Annotated in this window: 23 protein-coding genes and 2 tRNA genes; 9 read left to right on the top strand and 16 right to left on the bottom strand. The window is 32.2% G+C overall.

The window, feature by feature from the left end; translation table 11 throughout:
• Positions 1 to 2: 2 nt before the first annotated feature.
• Both QLQ96_RS09165 and QLQ96_RS09170 read right to left on the bottom strand, forming a co-directional pair.
• Positions 3 to 1,148, bottom strand: a complete 1,146-nt coding sequence (locus tag QLQ96_RS09165) for a peptidogalycan biosysnthesis protein (RefSeq protein ID WP_482496388.1) — start codon at positions 1,146 to 1,148, stop codon at positions 3 to 5.
• A gap of 120 nt (positions 1,149 to 1,268) precedes the next feature.
• Positions 1,269 to 1,757 carry a DUF1761 domain-containing protein gene (locus QLQ96_RS09170; RefSeq protein ID WP_482496389.1) on the bottom strand — a complete coding sequence of 163 codons (489 nt, stop codon included), beginning with the start codon at positions 1,755 to 1,757 and terminating at the stop codon, positions 1,269 to 1,271.
• A 248-nt stretch (positions 1,758 to 2,005) separates the two neighbouring features.
• Here QLQ96_RS09170 and QLQ96_RS09175 point away from each other — a divergent pair, with 248 nt between their 5' ends.
• Positions 2,006 to 2,848 (top strand): leucine-rich repeat domain-containing protein, encoded by an 843-nt coding sequence (locus tag QLQ96_RS09175; RefSeq protein ID WP_482496390.1) that lies wholly within the window; start codon positions 2,006 to 2,008, stop codon positions 2,846 to 2,848.
• Between the two features lie 234 nt (positions 2,849 to 3,082).
• Positions 3,083 to 3,388, top strand: a complete 306-nt coding sequence (locus QLQ96_RS09180; protein WP_482496391.1) for a hypothetical protein — start codon at positions 3,083 to 3,085, stop codon at positions 3,386 to 3,388.
• 115 nt (positions 3,389 to 3,503) lie between these two features.
• Here QLQ96_RS09180 and QLQ96_RS09185 read toward each other — a convergent pair whose 3' ends face one another.
• From QLQ96_RS09185 to QLQ96_RS09195, 3 genes are all read right to left on the bottom strand, one after another.
• On the bottom strand, positions 3,504 to 4,757 hold the full coding sequence (locus QLQ96_RS09185) for an outer membrane protein assembly factor BamB family protein (RefSeq protein WP_482496392.1): 1,254 nt from the start codon (positions 4,755 to 4,757) through the stop codon (positions 3,504 to 3,506).
• A gap of 173 nt (positions 4,758 to 4,930) precedes the next feature.
• Positions 4,931 to 5,002 (bottom strand) — tRNA-Glu (locus QLQ96_RS09190).
• A 422-nt stretch (positions 5,003 to 5,424) separates the two neighbouring features.
• Entirely contained in the window at positions 5,425 to 5,841 is a 417-nt protein-coding gene (locus tag QLQ96_RS09195; RefSeq protein ID WP_482496393.1) for an XRE family transcriptional regulator, read from the bottom strand.
• Positions 5,842 to 6,052: 211 nt separating this feature from the next.
• On the opposite strand from QLQ96_RS09195, the gene QLQ96_RS09200 reads away from it, so the two are divergent.
• Positions 6,053 to 6,424: a DUF4440 domain-containing protein gene (locus QLQ96_RS09200; protein ID WP_482496394.1), complete on the top strand. Its 372-nt coding sequence runs from the start codon at positions 6,053 to 6,055 to the stop codon at positions 6,422 to 6,424.
• A gap of 80 nt (positions 6,425 to 6,504) precedes the next feature.
• Here the strand turns inward: QLQ96_RS09200 and QLQ96_RS09205 are convergent, their stop codons facing one another.
• Both QLQ96_RS09205 and QLQ96_RS09210 read right to left on the bottom strand, forming a co-directional pair.
• Positions 6,505 to 7,059, bottom strand: coding sequence for a porin family protein (locus QLQ96_RS09205; protein ID WP_482496395.1), 555 nt, complete (start codon positions 7,057 to 7,059; stop codon positions 6,505 to 6,507).
• A gap of 88 nt (positions 7,060 to 7,147) precedes the next feature.
• On the bottom strand, positions 7,148 to 8,284 hold the full coding sequence (locus QLQ96_RS09210; protein ID WP_482496396.1) for a helix-turn-helix domain-containing protein: 1,137 nt from the start codon (positions 8,282 to 8,284) through the stop codon (positions 7,148 to 7,150).
• Between the two features lie 379 nt (positions 8,285 to 8,663).
• Between QLQ96_RS09210 and QLQ96_RS09215 the strand changes: the two genes are divergently transcribed.
• The 3 genes from QLQ96_RS09215 to QLQ96_RS09225 all read left to right on the top strand — a co-directional run bounded on the left by QLQ96_RS09215 (position 8,664) and on the right by QLQ96_RS09225 (position 11,338).
• The gene (locus QLQ96_RS09215; RefSeq protein WP_482496397.1) at positions 8,664 to 9,809 is read left to right on the top strand and encodes a helix-turn-helix domain-containing protein; all 1,146 of its coding nucleotides are present in this window, start codon (positions 8,664 to 8,666) and stop codon (positions 9,807 to 9,809) included.
• Between the two features lie 96 nt (positions 9,810 to 9,905).
• Positions 9,906 to 10,634, top strand: a complete 729-nt coding sequence (locus tag QLQ96_RS09220; protein WP_482496398.1) for a hypothetical protein — start codon at positions 9,906 to 9,908, stop codon at positions 10,632 to 10,634.
• Positions 10,635 to 10,636: 2 nt separating this feature from the next.
• The gene (locus tag QLQ96_RS09225; RefSeq protein WP_482496399.1) at positions 10,637 to 11,338 is read left to right on the top strand and encodes a M23 family metallopeptidase; all 702 of its coding nucleotides are present in this window, start codon (positions 10,637 to 10,639) and stop codon (positions 11,336 to 11,338) included.
• Between the two features lie 52 nt (positions 11,339 to 11,390).
• Here the strand turns inward: QLQ96_RS09225 and QLQ96_RS09230 are convergent.
• The 4 genes from QLQ96_RS09230 to QLQ96_RS09245 all read right to left on the bottom strand — a co-directional run bounded on the left by QLQ96_RS09230 (position 11,391) and on the right by QLQ96_RS09245 (position 14,298).
• A tRNA-Met gene (locus QLQ96_RS09230) sits at positions 11,391 to 11,463 on the bottom strand.
• 91 nt (positions 11,464 to 11,554) lie between these two features.
• Entirely contained in the window at positions 11,555 to 12,079 is a 525-nt protein-coding gene (locus QLQ96_RS09235) for a DUF4269 domain-containing protein (RefSeq protein WP_482496400.1), read from the bottom strand.
• Complete coding sequence (locus QLQ96_RS09240; protein WP_482496401.1) at positions 12,072 to 13,604, bottom strand: glycosyltransferase family 39 protein; 1,533 nt, start codon at positions 13,602 to 13,604, stop codon at positions 12,072 to 12,074. Before QLQ96_RS09240 ends, QLQ96_RS09235 begins: the two co-directional genes overlap by 8 nt.
• Before the next feature lie 145 nt (positions 13,605 to 13,749).
• On the bottom strand, positions 13,750 to 14,298 hold the full coding sequence (locus QLQ96_RS09245) for a DUF4494 domain-containing protein (RefSeq protein WP_482496402.1): 549 nt from the start codon (positions 14,296 to 14,298) through the stop codon (positions 13,750 to 13,752).
• Between the two features lie 398 nt (positions 14,299 to 14,696).
• Here QLQ96_RS09245 and QLQ96_RS09250 point away from each other — a divergent pair, with 398 nt between their 5' ends.
• Entirely contained in the window at positions 14,697 to 14,945 is a 249-nt protein-coding gene (locus tag QLQ96_RS09250; RefSeq protein WP_482496403.1) for a hypothetical protein, read from the top strand.
• A 23-nt stretch (positions 14,946 to 14,968) separates the two neighbouring features.
• Here the strand turns inward: QLQ96_RS09250 and QLQ96_RS09255 are convergent, their stop codons facing one another.
• On the bottom strand, positions 14,969 to 15,907 hold the full coding sequence (locus tag QLQ96_RS09255; protein WP_482496404.1) for a hypothetical protein: 939 nt from the start codon (positions 15,905 to 15,907) through the stop codon (positions 14,969 to 14,971).
• A gap of 88 nt (positions 15,908 to 15,995) precedes the next feature.
• The gene (locus tag QLQ96_RS09260; RefSeq protein ID WP_482496405.1) at positions 15,996 to 16,535 is read right to left on the bottom strand and encodes a helix-turn-helix domain-containing protein; all 540 of its coding nucleotides are present in this window, start codon (positions 16,533 to 16,535) and stop codon (positions 15,996 to 15,998) included.
• 188 nt (positions 16,536 to 16,723) lie between these two features.
• Here QLQ96_RS09260 and QLQ96_RS09265 point away from each other — a divergent pair, with 188 nt between their 5' ends.
• Positions 16,724 to 18,190: a glycoside hydrolase family 130 protein gene (locus QLQ96_RS09265; RefSeq protein WP_482496406.1), complete on the top strand. Its 1,467-nt coding sequence runs from the start codon at positions 16,724 to 16,726 to the stop codon at positions 18,188 to 18,190.
• 139 nt (positions 18,191 to 18,329) lie between these two features.
• On the opposite strand, the gene QLQ96_RS09270 is transcribed toward QLQ96_RS09265, so the two are convergent.
• Together QLQ96_RS09270 and QLQ96_RS09275 are read right to left on the bottom strand one after the other, a co-directional pair.
• Positions 18,330 to 19,106, bottom strand: a complete 777-nt coding sequence (locus tag QLQ96_RS09270; protein WP_482496407.1) for a TIGR03915 family putative DNA repair protein — start codon at positions 19,104 to 19,106, stop codon at positions 18,330 to 18,332.
• A gap of 5 nt (positions 19,107 to 19,111) precedes the next feature.
• Positions 19,112 to 20,368 carry a putative DNA modification/repair radical SAM protein gene (locus tag QLQ96_RS09275; RefSeq protein ID WP_482496408.1) on the bottom strand — a complete coding sequence of 419 codons (1,257 nt, stop codon included), beginning with the start codon at positions 20,366 to 20,368 and terminating at the stop codon, positions 19,112 to 19,114.
• A 295-nt stretch (positions 20,369 to 20,663) separates the two neighbouring features.
• On the opposite strand from QLQ96_RS09275, the gene QLQ96_RS09280 reads away from it, so the two are divergent.
• Entirely contained in the window at positions 20,664 to 20,909 is a 246-nt protein-coding gene (locus tag QLQ96_RS09280) for a hypothetical protein (protein ID WP_482496409.1), read from the top strand.
• Between the two features lie 82 nt (positions 20,910 to 20,991).
• Here QLQ96_RS09280 and QLQ96_RS09285 read toward each other — a convergent pair whose 3' ends face one another.
• On the bottom strand, positions 20,992 to 22,572 hold the full coding sequence (locus tag QLQ96_RS09285; protein ID WP_482496410.1) for a tetratricopeptide repeat protein: 1,581 nt from the start codon (positions 22,570 to 22,572) through the stop codon (positions 20,992 to 20,994).
• Positions 22,573 to 22,758: the final 186 nt, after the last annotated feature.

Here is a 22,758-nt window from a genome sequence, read left to right on the forward strand (position 1 = left end):
TTTTATTTAAACGGATTACGTTCTTGCCATTCCGTTTTTGGTTCCAAATAATTAAAAAACCTTGAAATGTTATGGTTGATTAATGCATTGCTATGCGTAATTAAACCATACATTTTTACAGGTTTTGCCCCAACAGAACTTTTGATTTCGAGAGCTGTTCTTGCAAAAACAATTTCTTTGAAACCTTTTTTAATAGAATAAGCAATCATATCGTAGAGCATGTTTAAATACAACATTTTTTCGCGCTGTATACTTTCGTCATAACCGAGAAAATAGGTATCCATTACCTCTCCATTTTTGATTAAGGTATTGAATCCAATTAGTTTTTCGTCTAAGAAATAGCCATACAGAAGAAAGTTTTCGCCCATGATTTCTTTGAAAAAGCTGAAATGATTTCTTGCTAGAAAAAAGGTATTGAAAGGCGCATTTTTTGCAACATGAAAATACAAATCGTAAATCACATCTTCATATTGTTTAATGTCAGAAAGCGACATTTGCTGTTTTACAATTCCTTCCGATTTTTTGCGCGCTCGTTTGAATTGATCACGATATTTTTTGGATAACGCATCAATATAATCTTGTTCTGTTTTCCAGTTTTCATTGATTTCAAAAATCATATTTGGCTGTGTAGAAAACGTATAATTGTTTTTGAATTCAGCCTGAAGAGGTTCGATTTCTTTTGCTGTAAAATCTTTTATGCTGGTAATATGAACTTTCTTTCCGTTTTCTTTTAAATCCTTTTTTAACTGATTAATCGCTTTGTGAAGTGTTTTTATTGCTTTCGATTCTTTTATTTTTTTATCAAAAATAAAAGCATTCTGTCCTGTAAGCATATTGTTTCCAACGAATAAAACGTGCGAAGCAAAATTCTTTAAAGCAAAATTACGAACAGAAGTTTTTAAGCATTTATCACGTTCTCCGAAAGATTCTAGTTTTTCTGCAAATAGGAATTGCGTTAATACAATTCCGATTAGTTTTTTTTCTTCAAAAAGACCGATAAAATGACAAGTCATATTTACTGGACAAGAATTTTCCAGTACTTCGAGATATTCTCGTGTCAAAAAAATATTATTTACTGCGAGCGAGTTCCATTCTAAAGGCAATAACGATGCGCTTTTGTAAATCTGGAAAGAATAAGTTGTATTCAAAAGAGAGAGCTAATTTCTTCAAAATTAGATAATATTTATAATAACTACCCTGCTTTAAGTTATTATTAATAAAATCCCGTTTGAAAAGAGTTTTTCAAACGGGATTTTATATGTTGTTTTTTAAGCAAATCCGCAAATGATTCCGCCCATAAGAGTTAAGGTAAGAATCCAATATCCAGCGTGAATGAAAATATATTTCCAAGATTTTCTTTCGAATAAACCGTTAATTCCAATTAGCGGAAACGCGAAAAATAATCCAGACATAAAACCGTGAAGTGCACCATGTTTAAAGGTTCTGTAGGCCATGCCGTAATCTGCCATAAAAGCAGTAAATGAAGGTTTTGCACTGTCGATCAACGGTGGTCCGCCAACCATTCCGATTGCTCCAGACTGATGAATAGTTAGCGACATTAAAGTTGTCGTAATCATTAGCGAAAAAACATACGTCAATCCGAAGATTTTAAGCATATTTCCCTTTTTTAACTCTTCTTGAGTCAGATTGTTTTCTTTCATCCAGATCGTTCCGAATACTTTTGGGCTGTACCAGATAAAACCGGTTACAAGGGTGACAATTGCTGCGACAAACAAAGTAATGAAGTTAATTTGCATGATATGAGGTTTTTAGGGTTAGTTCTTCAAATGTAATAAAAATATTAAGCACTAAATTGTTTTGATATTTATTAAACGAAATCTTGATTGACACAATCCAAATTTGAGAATGTTCTAAGCTAGGTTTAAGAAAAGTGTTAAGATAGTTGTGAAAAGATTGTTTATTTGTTGGTATTTTGTGGATGTTTTTGTGAATTATGTCAAACGAATTATATAATTTTACACACGTAACAAATCCCAAATCTGTTATGAAAATTTTAATTACATTTTCTTTATTATTTGCTTTTTCGCAAAGCATTTTGGCAAATACCGTTTCGGATAAAGAAAAAGAGGCGCTTATAAAATTGTATCATGCAACAAACGGTTTGCAATGGAAAAAACAGTGGAATTTAAGTCTGTCTGTTTCGACTTGGTACGGTGTTAAAGCTGAAAATGGAAAAGTAGTAGCACTCAATTTAGCAGATAATAATCTGCAAGGAGAATTGCCTGATGCGCTTTACGATCTTGTAAATTTAGAATCGCTCAATTTGGAAAAGAATAAAATTGAAGGAAGCTTGTCTTCTTCTATTTTTAATCTGAAAGAATTAGAGTTGCTCAATATTGCGGACAATAAATTATCTGGTGCAATTCCGGCATCAATTTGTCAATTAGCGAAATTGAAAGATTTAGAGCTTTTTATGAATAATATTTCTGGAGAGCTTCCGTCGGATATTGGAAAGCTGAATCAGTTGGAAATTTTAGCTGTTTTTAGCAACAAAATTACCGGGAAACTGCCTGTTTCTATTTATAAAATTTCTGGGCTGAAAGTGCTGCTGTTGAACAACAATAAGTTGTCAGGAAGTTTGGCTAATGAAATCATAAATTGGAACGCACTCGAGAATTTTAGTTTGTTTGATAATGATTTTACGGGCGAGATTCCTTTGGAAATTGAAAAGCTTGCCAATTTGGAAGAATTAAATCTTTCGTACAATAAATTTACAGGCGAGGTTTCAAAAAAGATAGCGCTGTTAGACGCTTTAAATATGACAATGATGGATGAGAAAGGAAATCCATTTTTATTAGAAATAAACCAAGAAAATAAATTACAATAGTTCACCCAAAATTAATCGATGCTTATGAATGAATTTTACATTTAGTTAATTGTTAAAACCGTAATTTCTTACGGTTTTTCGTTTTTTTAAACTTAAAGGTTTCTTGAAAAAATAACATATAATTTAGAAAGGATTTTTTATGTTTGTCTAAAATTTTTATAACTTTAATTAAAGTATTAAAAACACAAAAGCTGATTATTAAGCGTTAGTCCTAACCAATTAAAAAAGAAAATTATGACACTTCAATATCAAGGTGAACAATACGGAAAACCAACAACTTTTACAATTAGAATTATTGGTAATAACTTGTCAAAAAGCAGTTCAAACTATCAGATTGATCTTTTGGTTGGAGATAAAAAACTGCCAACTTTTACAAGTGAAATTCACCAAAGCCTTTCTAATTGCTTAAAAGAAATCTACTTGTTTAGAAAACACAACGGGATCAAATTTGAAGAATCAACAGAAAAAATTGTTTCGCTTTATGTTCCTTATGATGAAGTTTTGTACAATCACAATAAATATGCTTTGTTTAGAGCATAAATTTTTCTCAAAATAGAATAGAATAGCAAAAAAGACCAATTGTATTGGTCTTTTTTATTTTATTACAATAAAAAAAAGAGAAGTGATTTCAGATGAAAAAACTTCTCTTTTTTGTTTATCGGATTATCTTCAAATAAGCGCTATAAGGATTGTCTGCAATTGAGGTACGCATATAATATACATTTTCGTCTTTTTCTTTTAAATCGAACTGAATTAAGCCTGCGTCGCAATAATAGTAAAGCAAGTTGTCATCATTTGGAAATTCAATATTTGAAATTGGAAGTGTTGTTAGTTTTTCTTCAAAAGCTATTTCGCCGTTTGATAAGTCCAGTTCAAAAAGTTTCTTATTGCGAGTGTATCCCCAAAGATTATCAACTTCTTTAATGATATATTCTACGTTATCGCCTTTAAAATCCGTTTTCCAAAGCTGAGTTCCTGTTTTGGAATCAACAGCATAAATAGATGAAACTTCTGAGCCTTGTGCTGCAAAATATAGTTTTTTGTCGTGACAAACTATACGTTCCTTCACGTTATTTTGATTTTCGTCTATTTTAAACTGCCACAGAACATCTAGGCTATTTGGTTTTAAAGCGTACAGCCAGTTTTTGTCGCCAGCTATAAAAATATTTTCGCCATCCGTAACAGGTTTTCCAGTCATGGTTTCGTCAAAACTTTTTTGGTTTAGCAGTTTTCCTGTGCTGGCTTCAAAACAATACACATTGTTTCCGCTTTGGGTGAAAATCTTATTATCGAAAAATAATGGCTCAATGTCGTTGTTTGGAGTGTCTAATTTGTAGTTCCAAGCCAAGCTTCCGTCTTTTAAATCCAAAGCATACAAATTACTGCTCTGATTTTGATTTTGAGCAGTTATAAAAAGTTTTCCATTAGCTATAATTGGAGTTTGGTCTTTCAAAACAACCTGATCTTTGATGTTGCCTAATCTAGATTTCCAAAAAATAGTTCCAGTTCCGTTGTCAGCTGCATAAATTTCACCATTTATGAACGGAATATACACAACTCCATCATGAATAGTTATTTTGTTAGCGCACATTTCAGCATGAGCATCAGAAGCTTTTACAGTCCAAACAATGCTTTCTACTTCCAAATCCCAAGAAAAAAGTGAACCGTCATAATCGTAAATTAAAATGGAAGTATCGTCTAAAGAGATCTTTTTTAGCGGTTTTAAAGACTTGTTAGTCACAGCTTCCTCGGCAGGTAATTTGCTGTTAGTATAATTAGTTTTGCTGGCAGGGGCTTGTCCAGACATATTTGCAAAGGCGAATACAAATAAAAGGGCAATAAGATTTTGTTTCATTTTAAGATCTGGGTTGATTTTCTGATTGTTTTTTAGTAACCTGAAATTACTCATTCATAACTTTTTGTTTACTCAGTTATTGTGTTTGCTGTGTTATGTTTAATATTTAGGACATATTTGTAGGTTTTGTAGGTTCTCAATATTATTCTCAAAACGTTCAAACATTTAACGAAGTAAATATAAACAAAAAAAGCTCCAGATTTCTCTGAAGCTTTTGTCTTAGTAAGTAGTCCGTGGGGGAATCGAACCCCCCTTACCAGGATGAAAACCTGGCGTCCTAACCGATAGACGAACGGACCTGCTTTGCTATTGCGGGTGCAAAAGTGCAACTATTTTTGGATTGTACAAAGCTTTTTTGAAAAAACTTTTTGAGCAATTTTGAAAAAAGACCCCCTTTGATCAATTTTTGTTTGTTGGTAATCGAGGTTAATGGTTTTGTATTTATTTGATTAATAATTATTTGTTTTGAGTGTAAAGGTTGAAAAAAGGCAGTTTTGCGATTTTTTTTGAGGAGGAAATATTTTTTAAAAAACATTGTTTTTTTTATAATTGAAAGAATATATTTACTTGTTTTTTCATGTTGCAAATTGAAAGTTCTAGATTTCTCAGAAGCTTTTGTCTAGATTTTATCTTTTTTGAAAAAATAATTATGAATTTATGCAAATAAGAAGAACGTACTTAAAATTAACACTAATAAAAAAAGAGACAGTAGAGTCTCTTTTTAATCAATTATTTTTTCTTTTAGTAATTTCTCTAAAGCCTGAATTTGTTCGTCTTTTGCTTTCAAAAGCTCCAAATTTAATCTTTTAATTTCTTCTAAAGCTTCAAGCCATTTTTCAACAGGATTTATGTTGAAAGTTGAATTAGGATTTCCAACACATGCATTATCTCCAAAAGTATTAGAAATAATATTTATCGCCTGTTCTTCATCAAAATTCTGAAAAGCTTCAACAGGAATTCTTAAAGAGTTCGAGATTTGTTTAAGCAGAGAATCTTCAATAACATCTTTTTGCTCCAGCATAGAAATTTTCTTCTGGTTCCAATCTTCGCCTAGATCATAAGCCAATGCTTCTTGTTTGATGCCAAGCATTTCTCTGAATCGTTTTACGTTTCTTCCCTGGTGAATTTTCTGTTCCATAAATGAATCTTGATTTTCTGATGGCTCAAAGATAAAGCCATTTCGATTAAAAAAACCTGAATTTCAAAGATAAAAAAATATCCCGTAAAATATTATTTTGTCAGATATTATATCGAAATTTGAAATGGTTTATCCTTTTGGAAGAATATAATTTTTTCCTCGCTTCATTTAATTTGAAATTTGTGAAATGTCTAATTAACAACGAGATAATATGGAAGTAAAGATCATAGAGCTAGAAAAAAAATACTGGCACGGAGTTGAAAAAAATGATTATGAAACGGTAAAAAATCTGACGCTGTTTCCTTGTATAGTTGCCGGAAAAAACGGTGTTCAAAGTATCAGCGAGGATGAGTTCAAAAAAATGTTCGACTCTGGGCAGACCAATAAAATAAAAGTGCTTAACATCTACGATGTAAAAGAAAAGATAATTGCCGAAAATACTGCTGTAATAGGATATCTTTTGGATTTTACAATATTAGATGACAGTCAAACACCTATAAAATGTGCCTGCACTTCGACTTGGATTAAAGAAAATAACAAATGGGCGTGTGTGCAGCATACTGAAACAGAACTAGAAAAATAATAATATAAAGTCTCGACAAAAGTCTAGAAAATAAAAAAGCTTCAGATTTCTCTGAAGCTTTTTTTTGAATTATTAAGTTTTTAGAAAAAGAAATAACCAACAGAAACTTGAAACACTCCGTTTTTATTTTTGATAGAAGAGCCTTCTACATTATTAATATCGGTTAAACCTAGATTGTATCTTACGCCAAAATTAAGTCCGTTTTCCAATTTATAGCCTACGCCAAAATTAACTCCAAAATCGACAGTATTAAATGCATCTTTTACATTGACACTTTCATTTTTAGCAGAAACTAAGAAACCTATTTGCGGTCCAGCTTCAAGACTCAATCCTTTTGTTACATAATATTTTCCCATTAAAGGAATGTTCAAATAATTTAAAGCAACAATATCATTATCGAAACTATATCCCTGACGAGAATACATCAACTCGGGTTGAAAAGAAAATTTTTCAGAAATTGGAATTTCTGATACAGCACCAAAATGATATGATGTTACAGAATCAACATTTTCGGTATTATCTCCGCCAACAATTGCAAAGTTTAAACCTGCTTTTGCTCCAAATTTAATTTTTTGGGCATTTACATTCACAAATCCTAAAACTGTAAAAACAGCTAGTAATAAAATTTTTTTCATAAAAGTTAATTTGAATTATTTGAAGCCAAAATTCGAATAAGAAAAAATAGAAAAGGTTTCAAAAGCTTAAAATTGTATAAATCGGGACTTATTTGCGTGTGTTTTTATATTCATTTGGCGTCTGGCCAGTTGCTTTTTTAAAGGCTTTGTAAAAAGTTGTTTTTGAAGTAAATCCAGATTCCAATCCCATTGCCAGCAAATTATAGTTTTCATATTCAGAATTTGAAATCATTTCCTTGACGGCTTCAATTCGATAGTTATTGATGTAATTGGCAAAGTTATCTCCAGTTATTGTGTTCACAATTTGAGAAACATATCCAGGGCTTATGCCTAACTGTTCTGCTATTTTTTCTCTGTTTAATGTACTGTCAGTATAAATGTGATGTTCTTTGCAAAGAAGTTCTAATTTTTGGAAATAGAGATTATCGGCAGTTATGGTTTCTCTATATTCTTCTTGACTGCTGTCTTCCGTAATATGCAAATCGGCAGATGAAATCGCCAAATCGCTGTTTAGAAAATTGTATACAGCATCTTTGTTTTTAGCCAATCTATATCTGTAAATGCCTACATAAGCGGTCCAATGAATTATGAATGTTGCAGATAAAGCCAAAACATTCATAGTAGGAGAAATATCAAATTGAAGAAATAAGCCAGCAAGAGCAGTAATTAGAAAAGCAAATAGCAATGAAATAATAATTGTTAATAAGGTAATTATCCATTTCTTTTCCTCAGAATCTTTTATGTGTCTTACCTTAAAATAAGAGTAAATTGGAAGGATTGGCAGGAATGTAACGGCTAATGCGAGATGAATCAGCCCAAGTATATTAAGAAGAGTGTTGTATGAATCGGGAATGGTATAAAGTCCTGTAACATGATCAAGATCTTGTGAAATGCAAAGGACAGCGGAATAAATAAATGGAATAAAACACCAATACTGTTTTTGTTTGCTTTTTTGGGTGTCATCAATCCGGTTGATAATAAACAAGAACAGGAAAGCAGGTATTAGAAATGTCCACTCGATGTGTTCAATAAAGTGTAAAATAGGATAGGAAGTTGCCACTTTTTCAACTTCAAAAACATGATTTAGTAAAATGATTGAAAATGTAAATAGCAAATAGGCTAGGTATTTATTTGATTTACTATTGAAAAGTGAAGACTTTAAAATGACTAAGCCTAAAACGATTCCCTGAAAAATTGCAATATTTAAAAGTGTGGTATAAATCAAGTTTTTAAAATAAAAGTTCTATAAGATTTTGTTCTTTGGGATTGTAAAATATAGCTTATTTCATACGAATTAACAGAACGAATTTAGAGTAATGCGAATGATTTTCTTAACGGATTAAGAAATGATTAACTAAAATGTTAAAGTGTTCTTGGTCTTTCAATTAAGGAAAAAGAAGATGCGAGCCAGAGAATTCGGCTATGATTATTTATAAATCGGCTCATATTAATTGTTTTTTTATTTGGTTTTAATTGTAAATCCTTTAACAGTAAATGAAATGAATTAACTATAGTTTCGTCCAATAAAATAATAGGAAATAGACTAAAAACAATTTTATACTGTAGCCCAATACTTATAGTATATTAAAAAAACTGCTTATAGATTGATCTTTACACTTTTCTTTAACACAGCCATTTTTCAAGGTATAGTTCTTGGAACCATTATCTTAAAATCACCATTATTTAAGAGCAATGCCAATAAATATCTGGCTTATGCAATATTTGCACTTTCCATTCTTATTGCCAATCTCGTTTTCGAAATAATTGATGTTTACACCAGTATGCCTTTTCTACGATTTCTGGATGATGTTGAATGGGCTTTTATCTTTCCGGTTTTCATCTTTATGTTTGTAATACATCAGGTGAATCATCCCATCAGAAATTCGAAAAAGATTCGATGGCTTTATGTGCCATTTTTGTATTCGGCTTTTTCAAATATTTTTTATGATTGTGATGCTGTTGCGCACATTTTTACTATTCCTGTTTCTCTTAAAAGCTTTTTAGAAACGCTAGGTAATTTTGATTTTTTTATAATTCTTGTGTTTATGCCTTTTATGGCTGTTTTTACTTTCAGTTTTATTAAATTTTCAAAGGACAAACAAGAAAAAAAATGGATCACTTTTTTATGGTTTCTGGTTTATGCATTAATGCTGTCTTGGATAATGGCAATTTTTATAGCACTGTTTTTTCAGTATGATGTTTCCTATACCATGAAAATTCTCGCTCTTTTTGCTACGTTTTTAATTCATTGCACAGCATATTACGGCGTGTTTAGATATAGGCTGGCTGATAATAAGGAAGGAATAGAAAAGTTGCTGTATCAAGAAATATCCTCAGAGAATTTTGCATCTGTTGAAGAGGTTATTCTTAAAAAAGAAAACGAGGTAAATGCATTGGATTTGTTTACAAAAGAAAATCCTTATTTCAAAAGACTGCAGTCACTTTGTGAAGAACATGAAATTTACAGAGACAGCAGTCTAAACAGAGAAAAAGTAGCAGAAGAGTTAGGAATAAGTGCAGGGTATGTTTCGCAACTTGTAAATGCCATTACCGAAGACAACTTTGCCAATTACATTAATAACTATAGAGTGGAAGCAGTTAAGAAAATGATTCTCGATTCGGACTATGAAAACTACAGTTTGTTGGCTATAGGTTTGGAATCAGGTTTCACTTCAAAAACTACATTTCACAACGCATTCAAAAAGGCTACAGGAATGACGCCAAACAGTTTTCGCAACAGCAATAAATAAGTTCGGATTTCTCCAGTTTTAAGATATTCGGACTTTGGCATTTTTTAATTCATATAGTTTTGGCCATGATAATCAACTTAATCATTTCAAAACTATATGAAATTAAATCGGCTTCTGTTTAGTGCGGCTATTTTGTCTGCAGTATCTGTTCAATCCCAAACTACTCCCAAAAAGAATCAGCTCGAGTTTTCTGTTGGAAACAATTTTGGGTATTTGAAAAATCTTGAATTTGCTCCCGTAGCATTGTATGAGTATGAAGGGCTGGTCTATAAATTAAATTATACCCGAACCAGTAAAAGAGAGAATCTTTTTGAAGTAAAACTGGACTACCTTTCAGCGGGACTGAAGACCGATAAGCTTTCCAATCTTAATACAGATTTTGCAAAATTCGGCTTAGGCTTTTCCTATCTGAAAAAGATTTACAGTACCGATAAATTTACAGTACAAGCAGGAATTCAGTCGCAGACCAATATTTCTATTTATGATAATCCGGATCAGTCTGTTTTTAGCAATGGGGACTACTATACATTACATCAAGAATTAGGAATAGCAGGCAAATTGAGATACCAATTTGCTAAAAAACACTATCTATCTTCAAAATTAACTCTTCCTCTTGTTCTGCTTAGAGTTACCAATGCCGAAGGTAAATTTTATACTTTAGATAATTATCAGAGTGTTTTATGGAATTTAGAATATGGATATGAAATTTCCAATCATTTTGATGTAAAGGCAACTTACAACTTTAATTATTCCCGACTTCAAATTCCGAGCGCTTATAGAGAATTACAGCATCAATTAAACCTTGGCATTAACTATAAATTCTAATCATGAAATATATCAAATCTACAGTTTACGCATTTATTTTTCTGTCTGCTTTTCTGTTAACGTCTTGCGCCGATATGCTAGTGGGAGATGAAGGGAAATATGACGAAGATGTCTATTTAAATTACAAAACAAAAACAGTGCTGGAATTGCCTTTTGAAGAGGACTGGTACATCGTTGCGGGCGGAAAATCGCTAGAAAAAAATCATCATTTTATGCCTAGTCGCCACCAGAGATATGCGCTCGACATGGTCCAAATAGTAAACAGAAGCAACAAAACAGGAGACGGAACCAAAAATGAAGATTATTATTGTTTTGGCAAACGATTAAACGCACCTGGCGACGGAAAAATTATTGCAATGGAAAATGCCATAGAAGACAATGTTCTTGGAGTTAAAAACAGCAAACAGCCATTAGGCAATTATATTATAATTGATCATTTGAATGGAGAATATTCCTTTATGATTCATTTTAAAAAGAATTCCATTATCGTTGCAGTAGGAGATACTGTCGTGAGAGGGCAGCAAGTAGGTTTGGCAGGAAATAGCGGTTATTCTACTGGCCCGCATTTGCATTATCATTTACAGACAACTCCGTTGCTAGATACTGGCGTTGGTATTCCCATACAATTTGTAAACTATTATACCGACGATGTTTTTACACAAAGAGGAGAACCTGTTACTTCTCAAACAGTGAGGAAAAATTGAGAATTTATACAAACAAAAAAAAGCTTCAGAGAAATCTGAAGCTTTTTCTTAGTAGCGGGAACAGGACTCGAACCTGTGACCTTCGGGTTATGAGCCCGACGAGCTGCCTACTGCTCTATCCCGCGATGTTTCGGGTGCAAAGATACACACTAAATACGGTTATGCAAATAATTTCGGCACTTTATTTTTTATAATTTAAAAAAAGGATGTCTTTTTTTATAATTTATAAGCTAGTAATTCTTCGTAAATATTTCCTTTTAAGCCTAATAGCAAGCCAAATGCAGGTTCGGTTTTTAGACCTTTTTCTTTTAATTTTATGATTTCTAATCGGAAGTTTTCGTCTCTAGAACATAGAATTTGATGTTCAATAAGCATATGTCTATACCCATTTTGAAGTTCGGTTGGCGTATTTTGTCCAAAGATTTCGATTTCAAAAGCGTCAATAAAGAAGTTGGCAATAATAGATTCTCGGTTATTTATAAGATCTTCTCGAATGGTAAAATGGTTTTCTTTTCCGAAAAGCAGTTTTGTTTTTTCTAAGAAATCAGATTTGTTTTTCCAATAGCAGATAATATCCAAATCGCTGTTTTCGATATCAATGTTTATCGGAATTGTACCAACCAAAATAGAATCAAATTCGGCAAGATTTTCCAAAACTTTATATTTGGTTAAAATAGTGAATGCGGCTTGCTGTTTAAGATTTCCGGTTTGTAAATATGATAAGTCCTTGAAATTAATCATTTATGATGTCGCTTTTTTCTTCGTTGATTTCCTGTTCTAATCTTTTATTGATGTCGATTTTGGCATTCGTGAAAACAAAAATCGTAGCGCCGTATTCTCTCGCATACTGATTGGTGATTTGACCGCCAATTGCTGCCGATTCAAAATACGGACTTGTTTCTTTTAATTCTTCATTGTTTTCGTCAAATTCCTTAACGCGAATAAGGTTTTTATAGCGAATGCTGAGATCAAACCAATTCACATAATCTGCGTTGAAAGAAACCGCTTTGATTCCTTTTTTAGAATAAAAATTAATGGCTCCAGCTTGTCCGTAATTATCGCAAAGCACAATAGTTTCTTTCTGATTTGGGAGTAAAGCATATACCGAATCTGTTTTTCTAGCCAATTCTTTCCAACCCAACATATCGGCAAAATCTTGAGGCAGATGATGATCTTTTCCATCTTCCCAGCGAAGCATTCCTAGTTTTTTGTATGGCTCTGGATGTGCAACCATATATTCAGGACTTTTATTTGGAAAAGCAACATTGTAAATCGGAATAAAAAGCAATAACGGAATCAGAATAAAAACAGGTTTTAGAAAACGTTTCCATCCATTATTAAGAATTTCTGAAATATAAACAGCTCCAAAAGCGAGATAAATAGGATATAATCCAATGGCATAATACGCTTTTGCTTTGAAGTAAATAAAAATTAAAAGCGTGAAAATAAATGAGGCAAAAAAGAGCTGATATTTTCTGAAAGGCTGATAGAATAAAACGGCGTAAAGTCCAGCTAAAATCACTAATAATCCGCCAATGAAAAACAGAATTTGTTCTTTTAAAAAATCACCTAAATCAACATTCACCAATTGCGTTTCTGCTAATTCCTTCATGTGATGCACAATCGGAAAATGATTGCTGTACTGCCAATATAGATTTGGTAAAATAAGAATGAGTCCGAGAATCAAAGCAAAATAAAATTCTTTTTTTGCTAGTATTTTGCGCTGTTTAGAAAGTAAAATAGCAGGAATTAATCCGAGTAATAAAAACACGATATTGTACTTGTTCAAGAAACCGAAGGCAAAAACTACTGCGCCAAAATAAAGCCATTTTGTATTTTCTGAAGACAGATATTGTATTAAAACATAATAAAGTGCTGTCCAGCATAAAATATCAAAAGAGTTCGGCTGATAAAGCATGTTTAAACGCAACAAACACGAAAACAAAACGCACAATCCACCTAAAATTAAAGCGTAAAGATTGCCTTTTAAAAGCTCGATAGCTTTCCAAACAATCAAAAGTGTCAAGGCGCCAAATAGGGCAGGGAAGAACTTAACCCAGAAAATCGAATTTCCAAACAGTAGAATAATATATGAAAACCAAGACGTAACTGGCGGAACAGATAAATAACCCCAAGCCAAATGATGGGCTTGATCTAAATGCAGATATTCGTCGCGCTGTAAATCGTATTCGGGACTAATTAATACATATTGAAGTATGAATTTTAGAATTATAAATCCGAATAAAATCAGGTTTTTTTGGGTCATGTGATTTTGGTTTTTGGTCTTCGATTGATAATCTACAGCTAATATATTATTTATTTTGAATTAAAGTTAAACAGATGAATTTTAGGGAAATAAAAAAAGCTCCAGATAATTCTGAAGCTCTTTATTTTTTTATGCATTTAGGATATTATTCCTCTGAAGCAGTTTCAAATTCCATGTGATCGACAATTTCAACCTCTGGTTTTTCTGGCTTAGAAGCTTTTAATGTATTGAATCTTTCTAACATTTCTGTTTCTCCTTCTTCACCGCTGAAATAAGGAAAAACATCCATAATTGCTGTTTCTGTAATAGCCGGAATAGAATATTCTCCCATTGTACTTTTCATTACATGAAGCGTGTTGTCAAAAGCTTCGCGAACATCATTTGCCTGAATCAGCATATACATGCTCGTTTTTCTCTCTTTTCCGCTTTCTTCATCATAAGCAATTAAAGTGATTTTAGATTTAAACCATCTGTCTGCATTTTCAAAAGGATGAATTTCGGCATAATTTGCCACTTTAATAGCCGTGATTTTAAATTCTTCACTAGTATAAGCGGCCATTTCTTCGGTCATTCTTTTTTCAGCTTCTGTATAAGACAAAGCGTCAACCAAATAAGGCTCGGTTAAAACTTTTTGCCCTCCAGTTTCATCTGTTTTTCTATATTTTACTTTGCATTCGTACCAAATTGCGCTCATCTGTTTTAAAATTTTAAGGATGTCAAAGATAGATTATACTGCAAAATAAACAGTTAAATCTTCAAATAGATATTCACAATTTTGCTTCGTTTTGGTAACATTTTGATGTTCTGAAAGTTGTGTTTTTAATACGCAATTTATCTTCATTACAAAAAAATAAAAATTTTCTGATTTCTTTTTTTGGGGCTAAAGTGATGGAAAACAGGTGTTTTTTTGTTTTGAAATAACAATTGAAAAAAATCTGAAAATTTCTTAAATCCAAAGAATCGATTTGTACGTAAGTGTCCATAACAATAGCTAGAAATAAGGTAAATTCAAGTGATATTGGTTTTTGGAACATATTGAATCTTACCGCATTTCTAGCTATTGTTATTTTATGAATTATTAAAAATAATAGGTTGGGGAAATTAGACGTTCTTAAGTTGAAAGAGACTTTGAAATATTTGGAAAGCAAACAGGGTGAATTAAAAAGACAGAATCAGAACGATACGAGAAGTCTAGAATCAATGATTAAATATTTGAAAAAAGATATGATGGAACAGTATAATTTGTCCGATCATCATCAGCTGATAAAACAAGAAATAAAAGACACCGAAACTTTTATCGAGAACGTAAAAAACATCATAATAATCAATTCGTTAACATAGTTTAGTATTGTAAAATTTTACTTTTATTCTAACTTAAATTTTTCGTTTTTGCAATCCAGAATTAATTTGTGATTGAGGAAAAGTTTGTTGCCAATCATTCCCTGCATTCCAGAACGCTTCATTAAAAACTTTTGAAGGTCTGAAGTGCCTTCTATATACGTAACTTCAGAAAGATCTAAAGTCAATTTCTTAAATTTTATTTTCCTTTTCGCGGAAGCGGAATATACGCTCAATGTATTTCCCCAAGAATTACCTTTTTCGGTTTTTACAGCGCTGTTTTTAATTCTGTATTTCTGCCAAATTTCTTTTGTTGTTATAAGTTCATAACCGCTTGATCCAGAATCGTACAGCAATTTTAGATTTTCATTTTCGATATTTGAAGGAATTAAAATTTTACGTTTTTTGAATTCAAAATTGGTAAAATCAGTTTCTTCAATTTTTTCAATAAAAGAGCATTGATTGTTTTTAAAATCTAAAATGGTAATTCGTTTTTCTAATAAATCGGTTCCGATTGTGCCAATTATGTTCTTCGCTTTTGAATCATGAAAATTGATTTTTTTGCCATAATCTAAAACTTCAAAAGTATTTGAAATAACCTTCATATTTCCGATTGTAAAAGCTGTTGAAATTTTATTGTTTTTAATATCAATTTCTGACTGATTTTGAAATTTTTCAGCGATCGATTCCAATGATTTTTTGTAGAAAACCGTAGAATGTGAACCCGAATCAAACTGCATGAAAAACGTTTGATCGATTCCTTCAATTTTTATTGGCAGAAGCAAAGCAGAATGAGAATTTTCGTCGCTAGAAATCCATTTTATCGGAATGTTTTCGGCAATTCCAGAAACCTTTAAATAGTTATCTGGTGGAGTAAATTTCTTCTGAAAATAAAAATATCCTCCGAACAAGAATAAAACGATGCTGGCTAAAAATACGAGTGCAATTTTCTTAAATAATTTCATGGTCTATTTTTTCTGCAAGATTCGGGTTTCGATTCCGATTTCTGTGCAAAACCCATACGACAGTTTTACGCCATTTTTATGACTTTTGTTATAAGAAGTTGTTTTTCAATTTTATAGATAATTCTTGTTTTTGGTTTAAACTGATTCCGTTTACAATAACGATTAAAAGTTTTAAGCTGAGAAATGCAATTAAAGGAATAATAAAAAGGGGAAATTTTAAAGAAAATGCACTTTGGATAAAAGGACACGCAATCATCAAAACGGAAAGAATAAGGCTTAAAACAATTTGAAGACTTACAATTTGTTTTCCCAATTCTTTGTTTGTAATATCTTGCGTTTTGTAAGTTAAGATTAAAGGAAAAATAACGCTTCCAAACGGAATAAAAAGTCCAGATAAAACAGAAAAATTAATGAGTTTGGCTCTTTCGATTTGAATATTTTCCTTTTTAATAATGAGATTTTCAGGATTTGTTTCTAGAGCTTCAGAAATGGTTTTTAAGGTGAAGCCTTTCAGAATATTTCCAGCTTCAATTCTTTGAATAGTCCGCAAAGAAAGACCCGATTTTTCGGCAAGTTCGTTTTGAGTCATGTTTTTTTCTTCTCTCAAAAATTTGACTTTATTCTTCATTGTTTTAGGTTGAGGTCTAGAGACGAAATTATGAAAAAAACTTTTGATGAAAGCAGCATTTAAAAACCTTGAATTATAGGCAAATTCGAAGTTTTAATAAAAAATTAAGTTTTTTTCTTTAACAAAAATTACTAACTTGTTGTGTAATAAAAGATTTCTTAATGTTATTGTTATAAAATTTTCCAGTTATGCGAGTATCCGTTGTTCGAAAAAATATAAAATTATTACCAGATTCAAAAAGAGTTGTTGCCCGATATTTTATGAATGGGCAGGAAAGAACCCAGCAAATGGTGCTTCGGATTATGATGTTGGATGAAAAACAAGTTCTGCAAACTTTAGAGCAGACACTTCGTGAATTTGCAAGAAGGCATCGAAATATTTCGGCAGTATTTTTTAGACACTGCGAACGAATTCGCCCTATAATTGAAGGAATGCAAATTGATTATGAAGGCATGTCACTTGACAGAAAAATGCTGATTGGATCGTATTGCACAATGGAATACGCCATAGAATCGGCTGCAATTTTTAATCCATCAATTGTAGAAGATTCTGACCAGACAGGATTAGAGATTGGTGAAAAACGCGTTATTATTTCTTTTCGTGCAACTGGAGAAGGTCATATCTCTTCAATTGTATTTAGAAGAGCAATCTTAGATCGAGATAATAATCTGCAAATCATGAAAATTGGAAGTCATATTGACAAGGCAGAAATTGAGCATAAAACGTTATTTAATAAAGAACGATTTTTGAGTAAGTTATATGAAATGCATACTACAGACAAGTATATTGCTCAAATTATGCAGGATTTACCAGAAGAGTTTGAATTTGCAGTTCTCAAAAATACTTTGCTTGAGGCTTTGCAAGATCCTTTAATTCGTGAGGAAAGAAAAGTGGCACTGCAAGAAATATTATGGCTGGCCAATTCTTTTTACGATTTACAGTTCAAACATGATTCTGATATAACAGAACGTGTCATATTTCCGATTTCCGATTCTGAAAGCCGCGGAATAGAAGATGCGCGTTTTGTGCGTTTTTATGATGATGATGGTTCTACTCGAGTGATGGCAACTTATACGGCTTATAATGGACATACAATTTTGCCTAAATTAATTTCGACAGAAGATTTTTATAGTTTTAGAGTTATGCCCCTGCATGGAGAAGGAGCGCAGAATAAAAATCTAGCTTTGTTTCCTCGAAAAATAAAAGGGAAATATGCCATGCTTGCCAGAATTGATGGCGTTAATAATTATATCATGTATTCGGACCGTGTGACACAATGGAATACGCCTGTCTTACTGCAAGAACCTCGTTATCCTTGGGAATTTACGCAAATAGGAAATTGCGGTTCACCACTTTGGACAGAAGAAGGCTGGCTTGTTATCACACATGGAGTTGGTACAATGAGACGCTATTGCATTGGAGCTTCACTATTTGATTTAGATGATCCTTCAAAAGAAATAGGAAGACTTACAGAGCCATTGCTTTCTCCTTTAGAAGATGAGCGAGAAGGTTATGTCCCAAATGTCGTGTATTCTTGCGGAGCGATTATTCATAACAACAGTTTGATTTTGCCTTATGCGGTGTCAGATTATTGTTCAACTTATGCTGTGGTAGATATGGTTGAGTTGCTAGATGCGCTTAAGAAAAGCAAATAATAATCTTGATTTAATTTAAGTCAACAGTTTTATTTAATCTGTATAATCTGCTTTAATTTTTTTTAATCTGCGTGAAATACTTTTGCACATTGATTTTTCACGCAGATTTGAAAAGATTAAAGCAGATCAAATTAGATTTTTATCTTTTATTGAGGTTTGGGATTTTCTCCGTTAGATTTTTCCAATATCGTTTTGGCATGTGTTTGATATGAAGCTTCGTGTTTTTTCTCGATTCTATATTGACACTTCTGAAATAATTACGCCATAAATTCTGGAAAAACTCTTCGTTTTCATCATTGATTTCGGCTAAAAAACTCGACGAAGAATTCGATTCAAATTGCATTTCTACAGTCGAGACATTTTCAAGATCATAGTAAATTCCGTACTTGCGTTTTGAATCGTAAATGAGCCAGCGCTGGTCTGCATAGCGGTTTTTAAAATGCTGTTCAATAAGCGGTAAAACATCACAATCTGGTTCTACAATCGCATAATACAATTCATCTTTTGTTAGTTTAAAACGAACAAAGGCTTTCATTCTATGACTTTCTTTTCCAGTTAAATGTGCTGCTTTTTTTACATTCAAAACTTCACTTCGGCTTAAATCTCCTTCGATATTAATCGGACTTGCAAAAACATATTCAACAAATCGAAACAAGGTTTCTTCTATCTGTTCCAATTCAGATAAAAAAGCAAAATAAAGATTGTTGAAACCTTGATGCGAAAGGCGTTGCTGTAAACCATTTAAAACTCGATTTGCTTTTTCATTATCTGTTATTACAAAATGGGTATTGGAGAAAAGCAACGTATTTGAAATCTCTTCTTTAGCAAAAACAATGTCTTTTAGTTTGTATTCGTAGATTTCAAAAACAGCTGTTAACCAACCTTCATAACTTCCATCATAAATTATTTGTGTCATTTGAATTAAAATAAAGCAAGCTGATTCGAAAAATTATTCTTGTATTTACTGTTTTGCAAATTCAAAATCTGATTTTTTATTTGAGTGGAAGTCAGGTCTTTCTGCATATAAAAAGGCGAAGAAAAAGCCAAGAAAAACTTCGATCGGTTATAGGCAATTCCTAGTTTCTTTAAATCTTCGGGCTGTAATTTTTTGAAAGTTCTAGCAGCAACAATTTTTTTAGCGCTCAAAAATCCTATTCCAGGAATTCGCTGAATTAATTCTAAATCTGCAGTATTAATATCAACTGGAAACTGATGCATATTTCGCAAAGCCCATCCTAATTTCGGATCAATATCCAAGTCAAGATTGGGCTGGTCAAAACCAACAATTTCATTGACATTAAATCCGTAATAACGAATTAGCCAATCGGCTTGATACAATCGGTTTTCGCGAATCATCGGAACAGGAGTTCCAATCGCTGGAAGCCTGTTGTCGTAGCTTATCGGCACATAACCCGAATAATAGACGCGGCGCATTTTCATTTGTTCGTAAAAATAATTGGCCATTCCGAGAATTTCCATGTCATTTTCTTTTGTTGCGCCAATCACCATTTGCGTGCTTTGTCCGGCAGGAGCAAAAAGCGGTGTTTTGTAATTGGATTTTTTCTCTTCTTGATAACCGATAATTTCATTTTTAAGATATTCCATCGGTTTAATTACATCTTTATGATTTTTGTCTGGAGCCAGCAATTTAAGACTTTGTTCTGTCGGCATTTCGACATTTACACTCAAACGGTCGGCATATAATCCCGCTTCTTTTAACAATTCTTCGCTGGCACCTGGAATCGCTTTTAGGTGAATGTAACCATTAAAATTTTCTTCAAGCCTTAGTTTTTTGACGATTTTTACCAGACGTTCCATAGTATAATCGGGATTATCAAAGATTCCTGAACTTAGAAATAAGCCTTCAATGTAATTTCTTCGATAAAAACCAATCGTTAAATCGACAACTTCCTGAACAGTAAAAGCAGCACGCTTGATATCGTTGCTTTTTCGACTCACACAATAGGCGCAGTCAAAAATGCAATGATTGGTTAGCAGGATTTTAAGAAGAGAAACACAGCGTCCGTCTTCTGTATAGGCATGGCAAATCCCGCTTCCAGTATCACCTAATCCCTTGTTTTTGTTTTTACGGGTACTTTGTCCCGATGAGCAAGAAACATCATATTTGGCTGCATCTGCTAAAATTGCTAATTTTTCCATCACTCTTTCCTGTACCATTTTGCTCTTTTTTTAGTTGTTTTTGGAATAAAAATTCATCCTTTCAAAACTAAGAATTCATCTTAAAAAAGGTGTAAAAGAGGCTGTTCTAAATTGTATCAATTTTTTTTTGAAAGGTTATTTTTACATTAAAAAAATAACTATATTTAAAACTCAAAAAACAGGTATAAATACGGTATTATAAATTGTTGAAACTTTATATATTCGTCGAAATTGAAAAACTGATTTCCCCCCTTAACATTAGTTTTTCAGATTTAGAAGTATTAGCAAATATTAGAAACAAACGGCTAAAACAATGAAATTTGTAAAAGGACAAGATGTTTCCTACACAGCATTGAGTGGGATATCTTATAAGGGAACCATTATCGAAAGAAAAATGGATTTTAAAAAGGGGTTTATAATAAAATCGACTTCGAAAGAAAGAGATTTTCATTATCTTATTGAAATACAAAAAAATGGCACGACTGAGAAAATCCTATGTGCCGAAAATCATCTTAAATTATTGGAAAAGAAAAAACGCACGGCAAAAAAAGCAGCTTAGTTTTTTTTCCGAGTTGAGAGAAAGACTCAATTTCGAGAATTTCTCTTTGTAACCGAATTAGTTTTTTATGTTTTGTAAAGAATCAAATTTCGTCTTTCAGTCCGATTCTTTTTAAACTGTTTACCATTCTAAAAACAACCTCATCAGAAAGTATAAAACTAGAAAGTATTTCTTTAATTTCTGTTGCAGTTTGAGTTTGTAGTTCTAGAAGGTTATTTAAGTGGTTTTTTGCTTTTGCATCTTCATTTAAGAGAGAAAACGAAACAGCTTTCAGCAAAGAATCCCAGATTGTCTCGCTAAAATCCATTTTCTCTGCCCAATAGAGCGATTTTTGATATTCTTTTTTGTGAATGTAATAGCAGCAATATCCAATATTAATCCACCAAGGATGCGAAGGATTTATACGTGTTGCATTTTCCAATAAATTAAATCCTTTTTCATAATAGCCAGCAAAAATTAGCATGCAGCCAATTCCAGAAGCAATTCCAGACGAATTAGGATTTATTTTGATGCATTGTTCTGCAGCAGAAAGACAGTTGTCCTGATCTTTTTTAAAGCAGTTTATAAGCGTCTGTGCGTACCAAGCCTGCTGGCAACTTGGATCTGTTTTTAAAGCTTTTGAAATGCAATGACTGCTCTTATCAATTGTTTTTTTGCAATTATCTATTCCAAGAGCGATAGAAGCCAGATGCATTTCGCCGAGCATTGCCCAAACAATAGCGTGGTTTGGATCTAATTCTACGGCTTCATTTAAGTTCGATAAAGCATTTGCATAATTCTCGACTGTGTAAGAACATTGATATTCATGATAGCTGCAGATCGCCTTTAAAATACTCGAATTATTGGCTATTTTAGAAGGCGCTGTTTTTACCATTTCTTTAAAAATAATGCCGTAATAGCCGCCCATTGTAGAAACGATATCTTTTACAATTTCATTTTGAATTTTAATTCCGTCATCGATCGTAGCAGGCGTAAACACTTTAGTTAATATAAACTTTCCAGAAGATGAGTCTACTAAATTGATTCTGATTTGCAGTTTATTATCGATAATTTGAATGTGTCCTGTAATGATAAAATCGGCTCCAACGAGACTGGCAGCTTCCAAAATATTTTCATTAATTTTTGAAATTACACCAGGAGGAAAATGACCTATAACAGAAATATCTTGAAAACGCGAAAGTTCCGCGCTTATTTCTTCGGAAAGAATTTGCGAAAAAGCTTCTAAATCTGGTCTTTGAGTGATTGATTTGAAAGGAAAAACCGTAATCACCGGATTTGTTTTACTGGTACTGATAGGGAGATCAATGTGTCTCATTTTGTTGTTATGAATAAATTCAGGAACGTAACCACCTTTTGGGACATGAATAATCACCGAATTGTCTTTTCCGTCGGTAGAATAATATTCATTGAGTAATTTTCTTAATCTTCCTGCATGAATGCGCACCATTGCATCGTCATGAGGATTAAAATGAGAAGGTCTGCTTAAAGCATTTACAGCTATAGAATATTCTTTAATGAATTGCTGCCTTTCATCAATAGTTTCTGTCACGATATAGCGCAGAAAATTACTCAACAGCATCGAGTTTTTGAAAGAATAAAACTTTAAAACATTTTCCAGTTCATTATAAATGGTATCCGTGGGGATTTTTTTTATAGACTCCATAATAAATTATTTAAAATTATTAATGGCGAAAAAAAAAGTCTCAGGCGTATAAAATGTTAAATATGATGTACTTACAAATTTATAAAATTATGTGAATATTTAACATATTAATATTATTAATCTGATGTTTTAACGGTTAAATGTAACGGTTAATAACTCTAATGGTGCATTAGCATTGATTATATT

It is taken from the genome of Flavobacterium sp. B167r (genome assembly GCF_056824315.1).